17 protein-coding genes are annotated in these 17618 nt (G+C 71.8%); 3 read left to right on the forward strand and 14 right to left on the reverse strand.

Annotation, left to right across the window (positions count from 1 at the left end):
• Complete coding sequence (locus C8E83_RS13205) at nt 1–951, forward strand: LysR family transcriptional regulator ArgP (RefSeq protein ID WP_211331700.1); 951 nt, start codon at nt 1–3, stop codon at nt 949–951.
• A 79-nt stretch (nt 952–1030) separates the two neighbouring features.
• Here C8E83_RS13205 and C8E83_RS13210 read toward each other — a convergent pair whose 3' ends face one another.
• Nucleotides 1031–1801, reverse strand: coding sequence for an SDR family NAD(P)-dependent oxidoreductase (locus C8E83_RS13210; RefSeq protein ID WP_121370318.1), 771 nt, complete (start codon nt 1799–1801; stop codon nt 1031–1033).
• 178 nt (nt 1802–1979) lie between these two features.
• Here C8E83_RS13210 and C8E83_RS19560 point away from each other — a divergent pair, with 178 nt between their 5' ends.
• Nucleotides 1980–3227: a sensor histidine kinase gene (locus tag C8E83_RS19560; protein ID WP_170159936.1), complete on the forward strand. Its 1248-nt coding sequence runs from the start codon at nt 1980–1982 to the stop codon at nt 3225–3227.
• A 77-nt stretch (nt 3228–3304) separates the two neighbouring features.
• Here the strand turns inward: C8E83_RS19560 and C8E83_RS13220 are convergent, their stop codons facing one another.
• The 5 genes from C8E83_RS13220 to C8E83_RS13240 form a co-directional block, all read right to left on the reverse strand.
• On the reverse strand, nt 3305–5053 hold the full coding sequence (locus tag C8E83_RS13220) for an Ig-like domain-containing protein (RefSeq protein WP_121370319.1): 1749 nt from the start codon (nt 5051–5053) through the stop codon (nt 3305–3307).
• A 254-nt stretch (nt 5054–5307) separates the two neighbouring features.
• Nucleotides 5308–6567 (reverse strand): Ig-like domain-containing protein, encoded by a 1260-nt coding sequence (locus tag C8E83_RS13225; RefSeq protein WP_121370320.1) that lies wholly within the window; start codon nt 6565–6567, stop codon nt 5308–5310.
• 165 nt (nt 6568–6732) lie between these two features.
• A complete protein-coding gene (locus C8E83_RS13230; RefSeq protein WP_121370321.1) occupies nt 6733–7419 on the reverse strand; it encodes a response regulator transcription factor in 687 nt (228 codons plus the stop codon).
• Complete coding sequence (locus tag C8E83_RS13235) at nt 7416–8639, reverse strand: sensor histidine kinase (RefSeq protein ID WP_245981968.1); 1224 nt, start codon at nt 8637–8639, stop codon at nt 7416–7418. The genes C8E83_RS13230 and C8E83_RS13235 overlap by 4 nt, the downstream gene beginning before the upstream one ends.
• A 55-nt stretch (nt 8640–8694) precedes the next feature.
• Nucleotides 8695–9198 carry a hypothetical protein gene (locus C8E83_RS13240; protein WP_121370323.1) on the reverse strand — a complete coding sequence of 168 codons (504 nt, stop codon included), beginning with the start codon at nt 9196–9198 and terminating at the stop codon, nt 8695–8697.
• A 175-nt stretch (nt 9199–9373) separates the two neighbouring features.
• On the opposite strand from C8E83_RS13240, the gene C8E83_RS13245 reads away from it, so the two are divergent.
• Nucleotides 9374–10237, forward strand: coding sequence for a spermidine synthase (locus C8E83_RS13245; protein WP_121370324.1), 864 nt, complete (start codon nt 9374–9376; stop codon nt 10235–10237).
• A gap of 40 nt (nt 10238–10277) precedes the next feature.
• Here C8E83_RS13245 and csrA read toward each other — a convergent pair whose 3' ends face one another.
• Genes csrA through C8E83_RS13285 form a run of 8 tightly spaced genes read right to left on the reverse strand, consistent with a single transcriptional unit; the run spans nt 10278 to nt 17616 of the window.
• Complete coding sequence (gene csrA / locus C8E83_RS13250; protein ID WP_121370325.1) at nt 10278–10547, reverse strand: carbon storage regulator CsrA; 270 nt, start codon at nt 10545–10547, stop codon at nt 10278–10280.
• 60 nt (nt 10548–10607) lie between these two features.
• Nucleotides 10608–11681, reverse strand: coding sequence for a hypothetical protein (locus C8E83_RS13255; protein ID WP_147430174.1), 1074 nt, complete (start codon nt 11679–11681; stop codon nt 10608–10610).
• A 41-nt stretch (nt 11682–11722) separates the two neighbouring features.
• Complete coding sequence (locus tag C8E83_RS13260; protein WP_121370327.1) at nt 11723–13768, reverse strand: flagellar biosynthesis protein FlhA; 2046 nt, start codon at nt 13766–13768, stop codon at nt 11723–11725.
• Nucleotides 13765–14967: an EscU/YscU/HrcU family type III secretion system export apparatus switch protein gene (locus C8E83_RS13265; protein WP_121370328.1), complete on the reverse strand. Its 1203-nt coding sequence runs from the start codon at nt 14965–14967 to the stop codon at nt 13765–13767. The genes C8E83_RS13260 and C8E83_RS13265 overlap by 4 nt, the downstream gene beginning before the upstream one ends.
• Complete coding sequence (locus C8E83_RS13270; RefSeq protein WP_425454768.1) at nt 14968–15720, reverse strand: flagellar biosynthetic protein FliR; 753 nt, start codon at nt 15718–15720, stop codon at nt 14968–14970.
• 11 nt (nt 15721–15731) lie between these two features.
• A complete protein-coding gene (gene fliQ, locus C8E83_RS13275; protein WP_121370330.1) occupies nt 15732–16007 on the reverse strand; it encodes a flagellar biosynthesis protein FliQ in 276 nt (91 codons plus the stop codon).
• Nucleotides 16007–17080: a flagellar type III secretion system pore protein FliP gene (gene fliP, locus C8E83_RS13280; RefSeq protein ID WP_121370331.1), complete on the reverse strand. Its 1074-nt coding sequence runs from the start codon at nt 17078–17080 to the stop codon at nt 16007–16009. Before fliP ends, fliQ begins: the two co-directional genes overlap by 1 nt.
• On the reverse strand, nt 17077–17616 hold the full coding sequence (locus tag C8E83_RS13285) for a FliO/MopB family protein (RefSeq protein WP_121370332.1): 540 nt from the start codon (nt 17614–17616) through the stop codon (nt 17077–17079). Before C8E83_RS13285 ends, fliP begins: the two co-directional genes overlap by 4 nt.
• Nucleotides 17617–17618: the final 2 nt, after the last annotated feature.

Raw genomic sequence — 17618 nt, forward strand, 5'->3', positions numbered from 1 at the left:
ATGCAGACGGAGCAGCTCGAGACTCTCGCCGCCCTCGTCGACGAGGGCACGTTCGACGCCGCCGCCCGCAAGCTGCATGTCACGCCGTCAGCCGTGTCGCAGCGCGTGAAGGCGATGGAGCAGCAGGCCGGCCGCGTCCTCGTGCAGCGCACCACGCCGGTCACGCTCACGGAGGCGGGCGACGTCATGCTGCGCTTCGCACGGCAGGTGGCGCTGCTCGAGGCCGACACGCTCCGCGAGCTCGGCGGCGGTGACGATCAGGCCGCAGGATCAGACTCCCCTCCAGGCGACCGCCCGCCCGCCACCCGCATGCCCCTCGCCGTGAACGCCGACAGCCTCGCGACCTGGTTCCTCGCCTCGCTCGCCGGGCTCGGCGACGAGATCGGCGTCGTGTTCGACCTCCACCGCGAGGACCAGGAGCACACCACGCGGCTCCTCCGCCAGGGCGCGGTCATGGCGGCGGTCACCTCGACGCGCGAGCCGGTGCAGGGCTGCGTCACGAGCCCGCTCGGGGCGATGAGGTATCGGGCGGTGTGCTCGCCGGGGTTCCGCGAGCGGTGGCTGGGCGGGGGTGGCGAGGCGGGCGCAGGATCGGACGGGGGCGTCTCGGCCGGGCTCCTGCGGGCCCGGGTGGTGCACTTCGACCGCAACGACGACCTGCAGGAGGCCTTTCTGCGGGAGCGTCTCGGCGCCCCGGGAGCGGGGCCGCGGCACTGCATCCCGACGTCGGACGACTTCGCCCGCGCTGTGGCGCTCGGGTTCGGGTGGGGCGTGCTGCCCGAGCAGCAGTGCCTGGGCCTCATCGCTTCGGGGGCCTTGGTCGAGCTCGCGCCGGAGTCGCCGCTCGACGTGCCTCTTTACTGGCAGCGGTGGAACCTGCGGTCGACGCTGCTCGACGCCGTGTCGGCGGCGGTGGCACGCGGGGCGGCGGAGTCGCTGCGGCCCCTCTAGCCGGTGCCGACCGCGACACAACGCGACAACTGCGACGCTCTGGCGCGTCGCAGGTGTCGCGTTGTGTCGCAGGAGGAGGTCAGGCGCGGGGCGCGACGAACTTCTCGGCGCCCCAGAGCGCAGCGCGCTTCGGCAGGAGGCCGACGGTGTGCGCCAGCAGCGAGTTGCGCGGGCCGTCGACGACGCTCGGCCGGCCCTGGGCGAGCGCGCGCTTGGCGGTCGCGATGAGCTGGTCGGTGGTGCGCTTGGACTCGCCCGCGAAGTCCTCGCCGGCGATCTCGAAGAACGGGGTGTCGGTCGGGCCGGGGCAGAGGGCGAGCACGCGGACGCCGGTGCCCTTGACCTCGTGCCACAGCGCCTCGGTGAAGGAGAGCACGAACGCCTTCGTGGCCCCATAGGTCGCCATCGTGGGCAGCGGCTGGTAGGCGGCGTTGCTCGCCACGTTCACGATGGTGCCGTGGTGCCGTGCGATCATGCCGGGCAGGAAGCGCTGCGAGAGCTCGGTGACGACCTCGCAGTTGAGCCGCACCATGGCGCCGAGGCGGTCGGGGTCGGAGTCGGCGACGGCGGCGTGGGCTCCGAAGCCGGCGTTGTTCATGAGGAAGTCGACGGTGATGCCCGCGGCGGCGACGTCGTCGAACAGCGCGCGGCTGGCGCCGTCCTCCCCCAGGTCGCGAGCCAGCACCGTGACCGTCACGCCCGACTCGGCCCGGATCACGTCGGCCAGCTCGGAGAGCTTCTGCTCGCTGCGGGCGACGAGGACGAGGTCGAGGCCGTCTGCGGCGAGGCGGCGGGCGAACGCGGCGCCGATGCCGGTCGAGGCTCCGGTGATGAGGGCGGTGTCGGTCATGCTGTGGATGCTATCGGGGCCGCCTGCATCGCTCGTCGACGAGTGCGCATCGCGATCGCAGACCCCCAGTTGACGGCTGTTTTCGCCGCTCGGGGGTGATTCCGGCGACGGCCGTTGTTATGTTCGAGGCGTCGCGCAGACCCCGAGAGCGCGACATCGTTCGACCTGGATCAGAAGAATGTCACTTCGCGAGTCCGAGCTCGCGCCGGTCCCACGACGGCGTGGGCCGCTGAAGCCGCTCACGCGGCTCTCCATCGAGCGCATCATCGGCCGTTCGGTGGCCGTCTTCAGCGTCGTCTTCGGGGCGCAGGCCGTCCCCTTCGCCATCGGGCAGCAGGACGAGCTGAAGCAGCCCTGGGGCGCGGTGCTCGCGATCCTGCTCTTCGGGGGTCTTCTGCTGACGGCCGTCGCCGGCTTCAGCGCCCGCCTCGTGTCGACGATCACCGCCATCGTGCCGATCATGTTCGTGGTGGCACTGATCACCTGGCCGCTCTCCGTGAGCGATCCCGCCGTCGTGCAGCCGGCGCCGCCCTGGCTCTGGTTCATCTGCAACATCGCCCTGGCCGCCGCGGTCGTCGCGTTCAGCCCGCAGGTGACGGCGGTCTATCTCGTGGTCGTGCCCGCCGTCTACGCCGTGGTGCGGACGACGCCCTCGGGCGGCGGGGCCGACGTGCTGCACGCCGTGCTCGACGCCGTGTTCACGGCGATCCTGGGCGCTGCGATCCTCATCCTGGCCGAGCTGCTGCGACGGGCCTCCGACGGCGCCGACGCCGCGCAGGCCGGCGCCGTGGCGCGCTACGCCGAGGCGGTGCGCCAGCACGCCACCGAGGTCGAGCGCACCACCGTCGACTCGATCGTGCACGACGGCGTGCTCACCGCCATGCTCTCGGCGGCGCGGGCCTTCACGGCGCGCGACCGGACGCTGGCCGTGGGCATGGCCGAGGCGAGCATGAACCGCCTCGCGTCGGCGGCGGCGACCCCGCTCGCAGGATCCGGCGCAGTCCCCCTCACCCTGGTGCGCGACCGCCTCGAGAAGACCATCGAGCGCCTCGCCCTCGACGCCGCGATCACCCCGCCCGACGACGCCGGAGACATCGAGCTCTCGGGCGAGGTCGCGCAGTCGCTCGGCGACGCGGCCGTGCAGGCGCTCGTGAACAGCCGCCAGCACGCCGGCGACGGTGTGAACCGGTGGGTGTCCGTGACCGGCGACAACGGTGTGGCCGTGATCCGGGTCGGCGACGACGGCGCGGGGTTCGACCCCTCGGTGCGCTCGGAGCGGCTCGGCGTGCGCGTGTCGATCCTGGAGCGCGTCGCGGCGTCCGGCGGCCGCGCCGAGATCGAGAGCGCTCCCGGCGAGGGCACGATCATCACGCTCCGCTGGCCGCACGAGATCCCCGCAGCGCGCGACACCGAGCTCGACGACTGACCACGCGAGACGCGGCTCGGCCGCCGGACCTCCACCGGGGAGGCGCGGCGGCCGAAGGCGTCTGTCGGCGGCGAGGGTTACGCCCGGCGGCGGCGCCGGACTCCTGCGACCACGCTGAGCACGAGGCCGAGACCCAGCAGCGATCCGGCCACGCCGAGCGGGCCGACCACGTCGGTGCCGGTGTAGGCGAGCGACGACGCCGTGTTCACGGGCGTGACGTCGGTGGCGGCAGGAGCCACGGGACCCCCGGCCGGCGCACCGCCCGCACCCGTCGTGCCGCCGCCGTTCCCGCCCGTCCCGGTGCCGCCCGGCGTTCCGGGAGCGCCCGGGCCGGTCGTCCCGTTGCCCGGGCCGGTCGGAGCGCCGCCGGCCGGCTGCGCGGTGACGACGGCCCAGTAGTCGTTGCTCGCCGTGACGTTCGAGGCGGAGGTGACGCCGGTCGCCGTGACCGTGCCGATGTCGTGGTGGTCGCCCGCGGCCGCGGCCACGCCCGAGAGGGACGCGGTGCAGTCGAAGGTGGCGCCCACGGGGAAGTGGCCGGAGAACGAGGTGCCCGACGCCGGACCGCCGAGGGCGGTGAAGTCGCAGGTGAGGCCCGTCACCGTGCCGTTCGCCAGCACCTGGTCGGCGACCTGGACGTTCGTGAGGGCGTCGGTGCCGGTGTTGGTGACGACGTACTCGAGCGTCGCCTCGCCGTCGGCGGGGAGGGTGGCCGCGGTCGCCTCGGTGTCGGCCGCGTTGCCCAGGCTGTCGCCCTTCGTGATCGCGACGGCCGCGACCGGGTTCGTGCCGACTCCGGTGCCGCCGCCCGTCGCCTGCGTGGTGGCCGACTGGACGCTCTGCGCGTGCGGGGTGCCCGCCGTCACCCACGAGACGTTCGCCGTGTTGCGGAACGTCTGGGCCGGCGTGGTGTCACCGGTGGCAGCCGCGAGGCTCGCGGCGATGCGCACGCGGTAGACGTGGCCCGCCACCTGGGCGCCGAACGACGCCGTGAGCGAGGTCGTGGTGCACGACTGCGCAGTCGGCGTCGCCGCCGTTGCGGAGACGAACTGGCCCTGCGCGTTGAGCGTGCCGTTCTGGAACTGGATCGTCGAGCAGTCGTAGGTCCAGGTCTGGCCGGCCGGCACCGCGTCGCGGATCGTGGCCGAGTCGAACGGCCCCTCGGGCGTCGTGACGTGGAAGATGAGGAAGTCGGTCGGGTCGGTGCGGCCCTGGTCGGCACGGGCGAACGAGCCGTACTTCGTGGGCGACGCGGTGCCGGCGGGCGTGCCACCGGTCGGCGTGACGACGGTGCTGAAGGTCTGCCCGTCGCCGGTCGTCGACGTGAATGTCGTCGGCACGCCCGCCGGGACGGCCTGGGCGTTGAAGTTCGAGGTGACGAAGGCGGTGCCGTGCGTCTCGAAGTGCTGCGACGCGTAGGCCGTCATGGTGAACGTGATGACCGCCGGCGACGTGCTCGACAGCGTCGCGTTGGCAACGATGGCGCCGGTGGCCGGGTCGCGCAGCGCGAAGCCGAGCGGCAGGTTCTTGAGGTACGAGCTCAGCGTCAGGGTGAACGTGTCTCCCTCCTGCGTGCCGTCGGGGACCTTCCAGTCGATGTTGGTCGTGACCTGTCCGCCCTCGGCAGGGGAGGTCGGCGTGATCGAGACGTCGGTGATGGCTCCGGAGATCATCGCGGCGGAGGCCGGAGCCGACAGGCCGAGCGTGGCACCCGCGATCGCGAGAGCCGCCACGGCGAGCGCCGCGAGGACGCGCGGGGCGCGACGGTGCGACGGGGCTTCGGGCGAGGATGTACGGCGGGCGCGGGAGGGCAGCGCGATGGACATGCAGGACCTTCGGGACTCGGGTAGCAGGCCCTGCTGGCCTCCGTGCGCGCGAAGGTCTTGGGTGGACGAGCGCGCGCGTGATCGTTGGGGGCCGACAGCGCCAGAGCGGGTGTGGTGCCACCCTAGCCCCCGAACGGGGGTCGAGAGAAGAGAACCTGAGAAAGAGTCGTTCGCTCGTCGAACAGCCGAACGGCCGTCGAACCGCCCCACGGGGAGGTTCGACGGCCGTTCGGCGGTGTCGTGCGGCCGGTCGCCTAGCGGGCGGCGCGGCGGCGGCGGACGCCGGCCACGACGGTCAGCGCACCGCCGAGGGCCAGGAGCCCGGCGGCGAGGGAAAGCGGCGCGCTCGTGTTCGAGCCCGTGAACGCGAGCTCGGTGCCCGCGTCGCCGGCCGAGGCGGCTGCTACGGCGCCGGTGGTTCCGCCGGTGGTCGTGTCGCCGGATCCTGTGCCATCGGTGCCGCCCGGGCCGCGAGGCGTGCCGACGCCCGTGCCGCCGTCGGACGACTGGGTGTTCGACGCGAAGACGGTGCTGTTCTGGGCGGTGCCGCCGGTCGGGGTCCAGTCGACCTCAGCCTGGTTGAGGAACGTCTGCGCGGCGGTCTCGGCGCCGGTGGCGGCCGGGAGGCTCACCGAGTACTGGATCGAGTCGAGGTGGCCCTCGGCGACGGGGCCGAAGGTGACGGAGATCGCGGTGGGCGTGCACGACTGCGACACGGGGGTCGTCGGCGCGTAGCTGTCGACGAAGCCGCTGGCGCCGAACGTGCCGTCGAGGACCTGGAGGGTGTCGCAGTCGAAGGTCCACGACTGGCCGGCGGGCACCGAGTCGGTGATCGTCGAGCCGTCGAGCGCGCCCTCGGGTGTGACGACCGTGTAGGCGAGGAAGTCGGTCGGGTCGGTGCGGCCCTGGTCGCCGCGGGTGTAGTCGCCGTACTTGTTGGGCGCCGCGGTGTCGCCGACCGTGCCCGTCGGCGTGATCACGGTGGTGAAGCTGCGGCCGTCGTTCGTCGTCGACGTGAACGGCGTCGCGACGCCGGACGGGGTCGAGTTGGTGTCGAAGTCGCTCTTCACGAAGGCGGTGCCGTGCGTGGCGATGTGGGTCGACGCGTAGGCCGTCATGGTGAACGTGACGACCGACGGGCTGGTGTCGGACAGCGTGGCGGTGGCCACGACCGCGCCGGTGGCGGGGTCTTTCAGGGAGAAGCCGCCGGGGAGGTCTTTGAGGTGGCTGCTGAGGGTGAGCGTGAAGGTGTCGCCCGCCTTGGTGTTGTCGGGCACCTTCCAGTCGATGCTGGTGGTCAGCTGGCTTCCCTGCTCGGGGTTGGTCGGGCCGACGGTCACGTTCGAGATCGCACCCGAGATGACGGCGGCGGACGCAGGAGCCGAAAGCCCGACGGTGAGGCCGGCGACCGCGAGCGCACCGGCGCCGAGGAGGGCGAGCAGTCGACGTGCGGAACGGCGGCGGGGAGCGGGCAGAGACGTGTCGAGGGCGCGGGAGGACTGCGCGACAGGCATGAAGCAACCTTCGTGGATCGGGTAGGTGGCTCGGACCGGCCTCGGCGGTCCGTCTCGCTTTGGGTGAGCGTGGCGGATCGCGATCGTGCTGAGGCCTGCAGAGCCGACGGGTCCTCACAAGAATAACCCCCGAATGAGGGGTGCGTCCGCCTCGAGAATCCGTGCTCAGCGGAGGGCGAGCGCCATCGCCTGCGCCCGCGTCGTGACGCCAAGCTTCGCGAAGATCGTGTTCACGTGCGCCTTTACGGTCGCGACGCTGACGAAGAGCGCCGCCGCGATCTCGGGGTTCGAGCGGCCCTCGGCGATGAGGGCGAAGACCTCGGCCTCACGGGGGGTGAGGGCCGGGTGCCGGGTGCGGAGGGTGTCGGCGTCGAGGGCTGCTGATCCTGCGCCCGGAGCCTCGGAGGGCTGCGGCGTCGCGCCGTGGGTGAGGCTCTGCACGAGGAGGGCTCCGACCGAGGCGTCGAACGTCGACTGGCCCGCGGCGACGGCGCGGATGGCGCTCGTGAGCTCGGTGCGGCCGGCGTCCTTCGTGAGGTAGCCGCGGGCGCCGGCCCGGAGTGCGCCGACGATCGACTCGTCGTCGGCGAAGGTCGTGAGCACGAGCACAGCCACCTCGGGGTGCGCCGCGAGCACGCGCTGGGTCGCCTCCGCGCCGCCGAGCTCGGGCATGCGGAGGTCCATCAGCACGACGTCGGGTGAGAGCTCGTCGACGAGGCGCACCGCCTCGAGACCGTTCGACGCCTCCCCCACGATCTCGAAGCCGTCGACCAGCGACAGCAGGGTGACCAGTCCGTCGCGCACGATGGCCTGGTCGTCGGCCACCAGGATCCGGATGCCCGCCTCGCTCATGCTTGTCCCCCTCCGGCTGCCGCCGCTGCCGCACCCGCGACCAGCCGCACGTCGACGACGAACCGGCCGCCCTGCACGCCGCCCGTGAGGGTCGACGCGTCGCCCAGCTCGGCGATTCGCTCGCGCATGCCGAGGAGTCCGTGGCCGCCGCCGACGCCGTCGCCCGGACCGGCCTCGCCCGGCACGGAGGCCGGCACGCGGTTGGAGATGACGGTGCGCAGGATCCCGGACGACTCACGCCCGAACACGACCGAGACGTCTTCGCCCGGTGCATGCCGCCGGGCGTTGCTCAGCGCCTCGCGGGTGATCGCGGCGAGAGCCCGCCGATGCGGCCCGTCGAGCGTGGCGAGCACGTCGACGTCGCCTTCGTACCGACCTTCGACGATGGTGCGGCCGCCGAGTCCGGCGTGCGCGTCGAGCAGGTGGTCGACGGCGTCGGGGGCGGCGAGGCTGTCGGCGGCGCGCGACTCCTGCGACGGGTCGCGGAGGGCGGCGACGGCGCGGCGCGCCTCGCCCAGCCCGTCGGCTGCGAGCGTGCGGGCGGCGGTCACGCGGGCGGCCGCCTCGTCGGTGCGGCCCGCCTCGAGCAGCGCGTCGACGGCGTCGAGCTGGATCACGAGGCCGCCGAGGCTGTGGGCGAGGACGTCGTGGATGTCGCGCGCGATCGTGGCCCGGTCGGCGAGCAGCGCACTCCGCTCGTGTTCACGGTCGGCTTCGGCGCGGCGTTCGACGAGCTCGATCTCGCGATCCTGCGCCAGGACGGCCTGTCTGCGGCTGTAGCCGACCACGACGCCCAGCGCGAAGCCGGCGCCGCAGCCGAGCAGGAAGATGCCGGAGTACTGGGTGAGGAGGGTGGTCGCGGTGACGATCGCCATGCCGACGACGGCGAGGACGCCGGAGAAGGCGATCGGCCGGCGACGATCGGCGCCCGCACCCGAGACGGCGATGACCGCGGTGGTGATGAGGAGTCCCTGCGTGGGTGCCGCCATCAGCGAGCCGCCGACGAGCATGATGCAGGTCAGAATGTCGCGCGGGAGACCGCTCGGGAACCGCACCCGCACGCCCCAGGCGGCGAGGGCGATGCAGCCGATGACGGCGATGGTGGGCGTGAGTCCGCCCTCGATGGTGTGACCCGAGAGCAGCCAGTAGCCGACGACGAGCACCCCGACCGTGTTGAGCCACGGGCCGAGGCCGGTCGGCCTGGCGAGCGAGGGCGGCATGGTCACGACAGACATCCTGCCCTGAACCACGCCGCCCTCGCCTTCGTCCGCAGGGTCAGACACGGCTCATGACCGGAGCCGCGGGGATCTTGGCGTCGAGCACGAGCGCCCGGGCCGCGCGGTTCACGGCGACCGTGAGGAGGATCACACCGGTCGCGGTGACCAGGTGCGCCCCCATGAAGCCGCCCGCCACGTCGAGGCCGACGCGGACCGCGATGAGCACCAGCCACAGGGCGGCGCCGAGGCCGCCGGTGCGAGCCTGAATCAGGCGGCCCTTCGAATCGGCCTGCGTGGCGCGACGGAACACGGTGATGCGGCCCATGACGAGGCCGAGACCGACCGAGATGAGCAGCTCGACGCCGATGAAGGCGATGTCGACGCCGGTGATCGTGAGGCCCTTCGACATGTTCGCGATCGAGACGACGCCGATGACGGCGAGGATGATCGGCATGCGCCAGAGGCTGGACCGGTCGACGTAGCTCCACCGCATCTGCCGGAAGGCGAGGAAGCCCACCAGGGCGATGCCGATGACGATGTTCGAGAGAAGCTGGATGCTCACTTCAGTGCCTTTCTGTGCGATCTGACGCTTGTGCGATCTGATGCGCCCTTCCGGGCGCTTTCGAGCTGATTCCAGCGTCGTCGAACTGCCACCCCGGGCCCACCACCCGAGGGTGGAACCCGGGTGGAGATCTGCCACGGAGGCCGGGTGGGGGCGGGCGTGGCAGGCTGGACGGATGGCTTCCTCAGGGCAGGACTCGGATCCTGCGCCCTCGATCACGATCGGCGCCGGTCAGGCCCGCATCGACCCCGACCGGTACAGCCTCGGCTCGTACACGCTCGTGGTCGACGGCACCCCGCAGTCGCACGTCGACCTCGACGACCCGTCGCACCTGGTGTTCGAGTACGTGCGCAGGATCGGGCACGCCATCGACCTCCTGCCGCCCGGCCCCATCACCGCCCTCCACCTGGGCGCCGGGGCGCTCACGCTGCCGCGCTACGTCGAGGCGACGCGGCCCGGGTCGCGGCAGCAGGTGATCGAGCTCGAGAAAGACCTGGTCGACCTGGTGCGGGCGTCGCTGCCGCTGCCGCGCGGGGCATCGATGCGGATCCGCTACGGCGACGCCCGAGAGGTGATGGAGCGCCTGCCGGCGGGGCTGCGGGGCACGGTCGACCTGCTCGTGGTCGACGTGTTCGGCGGCTCCAGGATCCCGGCGCACGTCACCTCGCTGGAGTTCTACCAGGCCGCCGCGGCGTTCCTGTCGCCGCGGGGCATGCTCGTGGTGAACTCCGCCGACGGCGCCGGCCTCGCCTTCGCGCGCGGGCAGGCGTCGACCGTGTCGGCGGTGTTCGAGTCGGTGGCGGCGGTGGCCGATCCCGGCACGCTCAAGGGGCGGCGGTTCGGCAACGTCGTGCTGATCGGGTCGCACGCGCCGCTGCCGATCGACGAGATGCCGCGGGTCTACTCGGCGGACCCGCTGCCGGCGAAAGTCGTGGCCGGGCGCGAGCTGCGCGACTTCACGGCCGGGGCGCCGATCGTCACGGACGCCACCGCGGTGCCGTCGCCCGAGCCCTCCCGGAGTGTGTTCGGGGGGAGGTAGCGGCACCCGAACCAGCGGGCACAGCCCGGGGAGGTAGCGGCTACTTGTCGCCGGAGGCCGGCGGATCGGCGGGCGGCGCCTGGCCGCCGAGCAGGTCGCGGAGGTTCGCCTCGGCGTCGGCCGACGAGGCGGCGGCGGCCTCGACGTTCGCCTCGGTGACGGCGCGCACGACCTCTTCGCGCTGCACCTTCACGCCGCGCGGCGCGTCGATGCCGACCCGGATGCCGTCGCCCCGGGAGTCGAGGATCGTCAGCACGATGTCGTCACCGATGAGGATCCTCTCCCCGACCTTGCGCGTCAGCACCAGCATTCGGCCAGCCTAGCGGGGGCCGAACGAAAACGACGGAAACCGCGTCGGCGACCCGGCAGGCTAGGCGTCGCGCCAGACCGCGGGCAGCGCCAGCGTGTCGACCGTCTCGGGCGTCGAGGTGCTGTCGAGGCCGTGCACGGCGAGTCCGTCGGCGACCACGGCGCCGGTCGCCTGAGCGAACCAGCGCTCGGTGTCGGCGTGTTTGCGGCCGGCGTCGACGGCGATGAGCACCTGGTCGGCGGCGAGGGCCTCGACGATGGCGCCGGCGGCGGACGGCGCGGCGGCGTCCCAGCCGAGGGCGACGATCGTGGCGCGGTCGAGCTCGACCCCGGCGGCGCGCGCGTCGAGGGCCGAGCGGCGGTCGTCGACGGCGACGAAGCGGCCGTTCACGGCGGTCCCGGCAACACGCACCGAGGGCCGGGTGCCGGTCGACCCCTCGGCGATCGCCTGCGCCACGCCGAGCACGTCGGGCCGCTCGCCGAGCACCACGATGAGGTCCCCCGGCCCGTCGAGCAGGGCCGGCGCCTCCTGCCCTCCGAAGCGCGAGGGCGCAGGATCCGCGCCCACGCCGCCCGACTCCACGTTCTGCCGCTCTTCCCGAACCTGAGCCGCATGTCCTGGAGTCGAGCCGGGCGCGACCACGGGCGACGGAGCAGGCGCGGGGGCGGGCACCACGCCGTTGAACGCGAGGTCGTCCATGAGCTCGGCGAACGCGTCGGAGCGCGTCGAGACCTTCGGCTGGGGTGGCACGGGAGGGGTGCTGGGAGCTGCGGGAGACGGCTCCTGCGACCCGGTCAGGATGCCGTCGAAGCCCTCGTCGGCGTCGTCGGCGTCGGCCAGCAGCGCTGCGAGGCCGACGCGCTGGGCGGGCGTGGGCGCGAAGACCTCGTCGGCCGAGGCGCCAGGTCCGGTCGCAGGATCGGCGGCAGGCCGCCCGGCGGCACGACGACCCCGCTCGGGCAGCTCGACCGTCGCCTCGACGTACCGCTTCTGAAAGAGGCCGGCGATGCCGATGCCGCCGGAGGTGACGCGGGCGGCCTCGACGATGCGGGCGCGCGGGCCGTGCTCTTCGCGGACCCGGGCGGCGATCTCGTCGAGGGACCTGCCCTTCATCACGATGCGCTGCCCGGCCATGGTCACCATGCTAGAACGCCCCGATCAGCCGCGACGCTGGCTCAGGCGACGAGCGACTCGGTCGCGCGGACGACGCCGATGGTCTCGATCGTGCCGTTCGCCGCGGTGGCCTCCTGGTACGAGAGCACCGGCAGTCCGCCGTTCTGCGCCGACACGAGGCGGCGGATCGCGGGGCGGAGCGCGGGGGCGCAGACGAGCACGGCCGAGACGCCGTTCTCCTCCGCCACGGCGACGGACTGCTTGAGCGACGAGAGGATCGCCTCGATGCGGTGCCCGTCGAGCAGGATCTGAGTGCCCTGCTCGCTGGGGCGCAGACCCTCGAGCAGCGACTGCTCGAGCACCGGGTCGATCATGATGACGCGCAGCTTGCCCTCGTCGAGGTACTGCGCGGCGAGCGCCGGGCCGAGCGATGCGCGGGCGGCCTCGATCAAGCCCTCGGGCTCGGTCGACACCTTGGCGCGGAGGGTGAGCGCCTCGCAGATGCGGCCGAGGTCGTTGATCGGGATCTGCTCCTGAAGGAGGCCCTGCAGCACGCGCTGCAGCTCGGCCATCGACAGCATCGACGGGATCAGCTCGTCGACGGCGGAGGCGTTGACGGTCTTGACCCCCTCGACGAGCACGCGGACGTCCTCGCGGCTGAGGAGGCGGGCGGCGTTGTTCGTGATCATCGACGACAGGTGGGTGACGAGCACCGACACCCGGTCGATGACGGTCGCGCCGGTCATCTCGGCCGAGTGGCGCATCTCGGACGGGATCCACTTTCCGGAAAGGCCGAAGACGGGCTCGACGGTGGCGATGCCGGGCAGGGCGTCGAGGTAGTCGCCGAGGGCGAGGACCTTGCCGGCGGGGGCGGTGCCTCGGCCGGCCTCGACTCCCGCGATCCTGATGCTGTAGGTCGACGGGGGCAGCTCGACGTTGTCGCGCGTGCGGACGGGTGGCACGACGACTCCCAGCTCGAGTGCGATCTTGCGGCGCAGCGCCTTGACGCGACCGAGGAGGTCGTCGCTGGCGCCCGACACCATGTCGACGAGGTCGGGGGCGAGCAGGATCTCGAGGGCGTGCACGCGCATCTGCTCGAGCAGGTCTTCGGTGGTCTCCTTCGGCGCCTCGGGCTGGGTGAGGGCGGCCAGCTCGGCGGCCTTCGCCTCGGCCGTGGCCTTCGCCTTGATGCGCTGGGCGATCACGATGAGGGTCGCGCCGACGAGGAGGAACGGCACGATCGGCATGCCCGGGATGAACGCCATGCCGCAGGCGGCGATGCCGGCGATCATGACGGCCGTGCGCGACTGGGTGAGCTGCGAGCCAGCGGTCGAGCCGAGGTCGGACTCCGCGTTCGAGCGGGTCACGATCATGCCGGTCGACACCGCCATGAGCAGCGCCGGGATCTGCGAGACGAGGCCGTCGCCGATGGTGAGGATGCCGTACTTCGACAGCGCGTCGCCGATGGCGAGTCCGCCCGACATCATGCCGGTCGCGATGCCTCCGATGAGGTTGATGACGATGATCAGGATTCCCGCGATCGCGTCGCCCTTGACGAACTTCGAGGCGCCGTCCATGGCGCCGTAGAAGTCGGCCTCCGCCGCCACCTCGGCGCGGCGCTTCTTCGCGATCGCGTCGGTGATGAGGCCGGCGTTGAGGTCGGCGTCGATGGCCATCTGCTTGCCGGGCATGGCGTCGAGGGTGAAGCGGGCGCCCACCTCGGCGACGCGCTCGGCACCCTTCGTGACCACGACGAACTGGATCACGACCAGGATCAGGAAGATCACCGAGCCGATGATGATCGATCCTGCGACCGCGACGTGCCCGAAGGCCTGGATCACGTCACCGGCGAACCCCTTCGAGAGCACGAGCCGCGTCGAGGCGACGTTGAGGCCGAGGCGGAAGAGCGTCGCGACGAGCAGCAGCGACGGGAACACCGAGAAGTCCATCGGCTTCTTCACGAACATCGTCGTGAGCAGGATCACCAGCGCCAGCAGGATGTTGCAGATGATCAGGAAGTCGAGCAGGAACGACGGCACCGGCACGACGAGCAGCAGGACGATTCCTACGACGCCGAGCGGCACTGCGAGCTTGGGGAGATTCTTCATGAGAGTGCTCCGATCAGGGAGGTGGTGGGGGCGAAGTCAGGGGTGGGCGCAGGATCCGAGACGATCTCGTCGGAGTCCTGCTCGTCGACGAGGGCGTCCTCGGGGTCGAGCGCGATCGTTCCGCCGGGCATCGAGTGCGTGCCCTGCGCGTCGCGCGACCCCCGCGCCTTCAGCGCCATGACGAAGGTGAGGACGCGGGCGACCGGGGTGTAGAGGTCGACGGGGATCTCGTCGCCGAGCTCGCAGAGGCGGTGCAGGGCGCGGGTCAGCGGGATGTCCTTGACCATCGGGATGCCCTCGGCCTCGGCCTTCTCGCGGATGCCGCGGGCGACCTCGCCCTTGCCCTTCGCGATGACGCGCGGGGCGGAGCGGCCCGGCTCGTAGCGGAGGGCGACGGCGAACTCGGTCGGGTTGATCATGACGACGTCGGCGTCGACGACCTTGGCCATCATGCGGTTCCGGCTCATCGCGATGGCGCGCTGGCGGCGCTGCTGCCGGATGTGCGGATCGCCGTCGGACTGCTTGTGCTCGTCCTTGATCTCCTTTTTCGTCATCCGCGTCTTCTTCCGGTTGCGGCGGATGACGACCATGACGTCGAGGCCGCCCATGGCGAGACCCGCGGCGACGGCGGCGACGGTGATCGAGGAGACGCCGTGGCTTGCTGCGGCGAGGAGCGACTCGAGCGGAAGCCCGGAGTTCATCAGGATCGGCATGAGGCCCTTGATGACGACCCAGAGGACGAGCGCGACCGCGGCCGTCTTGAGGAGCACCTTCGCGCCGTTCCAGAGGGCCTGCGTGCCGAACATGTGCTTGAGGCCTGTGATCGGGTTGAAGTGCTCGAACTTCAAGATCGACTTCTTGAAGTGGACGCCGCCCTGCGCGACCGACACGGCGAGGACCGCGGCGGCGATGACGACGAGCATCGGCAGGAGGATCCCGCCGATCGAGCCGAGGCCGTCGCGGAGCGCCTGCGTGGCGCGGGTCGTCGTCGGGTGGGCGATGACGTCCTGCACGCTGACCATCTGCATGAGGCCGGCGGCCTTCGCACGGGCGATCGTCGCGGGCATCATGAAGACGGCGGCGGCGACGCCGACCCAGGCGCCGAGATCCTGCGACTTGGAGAGCTGGCCCTTGGAGCGGACCTCTTTCATCCGCTTCTCGGTGGCCTGCTCGGTCTTCTCTCCGGAGGCGTCGCTCATCTAGATCACACCTCCCATCGCCTGGAAGGCCTGGTCGCCCAGGTGCGAGACGACCTGCGGCAGGGCGACGAACACCATGCCGCCGAGGCCGAGCGTGATCATGATCTTGAGCGGGTAGCCCATCTGGAAGGCGTTGAGGGCAGGAGCCACGCGGGTGAGCAGGCCGAGGCCGGCGTCGGTGAGGAAGAGGATCACGATGAGCGGACCGGCGATCTGCAGCGTCGCGAGGAACATCTGCGTCGTCGCGGTCACCATGAGGGCGGCCGGGTGCGCGAGGTCGAGGGCGCCGGTGACCGGCAGGACGTCGAAGGTGCGGGTGATGCCGCCGAGCACGAGCTGGTAGCCGCCCGAGGTGAACATGAGCACGAGAGCGGTCATCTGGAACAGGCGGGTGAACTGCGCGCCGTTGATCTGCATGCCGGGGTCGTAGCCGGCGGCGATCTGGAAGCCGCCGAAGAGGTCGATCGCGGCACCGGCGGACTGCACGGCGGCGAAGACGAGCCAGACGAGGAAGCCGAGCGCTGCTCCTGCGACCACCTGGAGGATCAGGTCGACGAGGAAGGCGCCGGTGGTCTGCGCGGTGTAGCCCTGCGTCACGGCCGGGGCGACGGCGAGCGCCAGCCCGATCGACAGCATCGCCTTCACCCGCGCGGGGATCGTCGAGTACGAGAACGGGGGCGCGATGAAGAGGAAGGCGACGATGCGCACGCCGGCGAGCATCACGGCCTCCACCGCGTTCATGTCGAACCCCATGGCCATGTCGGTCAGACCCCGCTCAGCAGGTGGGGGATCTCGTTGAAGAGCGTCTGCGTGAACGTGACCATCGTCGAGATCATCCAGCTGCCGCAGACGACCAGCGCGATGGCGACGGCGACGGCCTTCGGCACGAACGCGAGGGTCGCCTCCTGGATCTGCGTGATCGACTGCAGCAGCGAGATGGCGAAGCCGACCACGAGCGACGTGACGAGCACGGGCGCGGCGAGCTTGGCGGCGACCAGGAGGGCCTGGATGCCGACGTCGAGGACTCCGGACTGATCCATCAGTTGTAGCTTTCGATCAGGCTCTTGATGACCAGGCCCCAGCCGTCGACGAGGACGAAGAGCAGGATCTTGAAGGGCAGCGAGATCATCACCGGCGGAAGCATCATCATGCCCATGGACATGAGGGCCGCGGAGACGACGAGGTCGATGACGAGGAAGGGGATGAAGATGACGAAGCCGATGATGAACGCGCTGCGGAGCTCGGAGATCATGAACGCCGGGATCAGCGTGAGCATCGGCGTCTTCTCCATCGATGCGGGGTTCGGCTTGTGGGCCGCGCGGGTCATCAGGGCGATGTCCTCTTCGCGGGTGTGAGGTGCCATGAAGTGCCGGATCGGCCCCTCCGCCAGTTGGATGGCGTGCGTGAAGTCGATCTTCCCGTTGAGGTAGGGCTGCAGCGCGAGGTCGTTCACGTGCATGAGCACCGGGCCCATGATGAACAGGCTGAGGAAGAGCGCGAGGCCGGCGATGACCTGGTTCGGCGGGATCGACTGGAGGCCGAGGGCGTTGCGGGTCATCGACAGCACCACGAAGATCTTCGTGAAGCTCGTCATCATGATCAGCAGCGACGGGGCGACGCTCAGCAGCGTGATGCCGAGGAGGGTCGTGACGGCCGACGAGGGCTTGCCGTCGGGGCCGTTGATGTCGAGCGAGATGCCGTCGGAGCCGGTCGTGGTGGCGCTGGTCGCGGCACTCGTGACGGTGGGCGCCGCCGGGGCGGTCGGAGCCGTCGGCGCGGTCGGGGCGGCGTGGCCGACGCCCGCGGTGACGAGCAGGACGCCCACGACGATGGCGAGCACGGCGATCACGATGGCGACGATGCGCAGGATCGCGATGACGGTGTCGCGGCGGTCACGGCTGTAGTGCAGCGTCGTGACGAGCTTCGGCTCCTGCGGCCGGGCGCTGACGCCGCGACCGAGGAGGCGGGCGCTCAGCGAGTGCTCCCAGCCGAGCTTCAGGACCGACAGCACGCGCGAGGCGGCGGTGGGCTTCAGCTCGCCGAAGAGGACGGCCGCGGGCGCGCCGGACGGAGCCGCGGCCCACGAGGAGCGGCGGCGGGGCTCGGCGGTCATGCTCTGCGCTGCTGTCTCATGGCGGCGGCGGCCTGCTTCCAGGTGGCGGCCGAGAGGATCGAGCCGGCGACGGGTGAGGTCGCGGGAGCCGGTGCCGCGGCGGCGGCGCGCGCGGCGCGGCGCGGGCTGAGGGCGACCGGAGCCGCGGGGGCGGGCTCCGCGACGACGGCGGTCCCGGCCGTCGTCGCGGTGGTCGTGGCGGTGCTCGTGGCCTGGGCGGCGAGGGTCTCGGCGAAGCTCGGGGCTGCGGGGGCGACCGGCGCGATCGGGGTGACCCGTGCCTCCTGCGGCGCCTCGCCCACGCTGAGCACGTTCACCGACTGCTCGGTGACGCCCAGCACGTAGCGGGCTCCGTCGACGTCGATGACGGCGACGGAGGCCTTGCCGGAGATGCCCTGGCGGGCGACGACGGAGATGTGCTTGGCCTTCTTGGCGACGGACCCCGACTTCGAGACCTTGCGCTGGATCACCCAGAGGAGGGCGAGCACGGCCCCGAGTGAGACCACGACCCGGAGGCCGACGAAGAGGGTGTCCACGG

The organism is Frondihabitans australicus, from assembly GCF_003634555.1.
In the GTDB taxonomy this organism is placed as follows: Bacteria; Actinomycetota; Actinomycetes; order Actinomycetales; family Microbacteriaceae; genus Frondihabitans; species Frondihabitans australicus.

Excerpts from the sequence above, each read along its gene's own strand:
- C8E83_RS13235 (WP_245981968.1), bottom strand. The coding sequence starts at position 8,639 with ATGCCGCCCTCGCTCGCCAGGCCGACCGGCCTCGGCCCGTGGCTCAAC.
- C8E83_RS13270 (WP_425454768.1), bottom strand. The coding sequence starts at position 15,720 with ATGGGGTTCGACATGAACGCGGTGGAGGCCGTGATGCTCGCCGGCGTG.
- csrA (WP_121370325.1), bottom strand. The coding sequence starts at position 10,547 with ATGCTGGTGCTGACGCGCAAGGTCGGGGAGAGGATCCTCATCGGTGAC.
- C8E83_RS13230 (WP_121370321.1), bottom strand. The coding sequence starts at position 7,419 with ATGAGCGAGGCGGGCATCCGGATCCTGGTGGCCGACGACCAGGCCATC.
- C8E83_RS13255 (WP_147430174.1), bottom strand. The coding sequence starts at position 11,681 with ATGGCCGGGCAGCGCATCGTGATGAAGGGCAGGTCCCTCGACGAGATC.
- C8E83_RS19560 (WP_170159936.1), top strand. The coding sequence starts at position 1,980 with ATGTCACTTCGCGAGTCCGAGCTCGCGCCGGTCCCACGACGGCGTGGG.
- C8E83_RS13225 (WP_121370320.1), bottom strand. The coding sequence starts at position 6,567 with ATGCCTGTCGCGCAGTCCTCCCGCGCCCTCGACACGTCTCTGCCCGCT.
- C8E83_RS13265 (WP_121370328.1), bottom strand. The coding sequence starts at position 14,967 with ATGAGCGACGCCTCCGGAGAGAAGACCGAGCAGGCCACCGAGAAGCGG.
- fliQ (WP_121370330.1), bottom strand. The coding sequence starts at position 16,007 with ATGGATCAGTCCGGAGTCCTCGACGTCGGCATCCAGGCCCTCCTGGTC.
- fliP (WP_121370331.1), bottom strand. The coding sequence starts at position 17,080 with ATGACCGCCGAGCCCCGCCGCCGCTCCTCGTGGGCCGCGGCTCCGTCC.
- C8E83_RS13260 (WP_121370327.1), bottom strand. The coding sequence starts at position 13,768 with ATGAAGAATCTCCCCAAGCTCGCAGTGCCGCTCGGCGTCGTAGGAATC.
- C8E83_RS13245 (WP_121370324.1), top strand. The coding sequence starts at position 9,374 with ATGGCTTCCTCAGGGCAGGACTCGGATCCTGCGCCCTCGATCACGATC.
- C8E83_RS13220 (WP_121370319.1), bottom strand. The coding sequence starts at position 5,053 with ATGTCCATCGCGCTGCCCTCCCGCGCCCGCCGTACATCCTCGCCCGAA.
- C8E83_RS13205 (WP_211331700.1), top strand. The coding sequence starts at position 1 with ATGCAGACGGAGCAGCTCGAGACTCTCGCCGCCCTCGTCGACGAGGGC.
- C8E83_RS13210 (WP_121370318.1), bottom strand. The coding sequence starts at position 1,801 with ATGACCGACACCGCCCTCATCACCGGAGCCTCGACCGGCATCGGCGCC.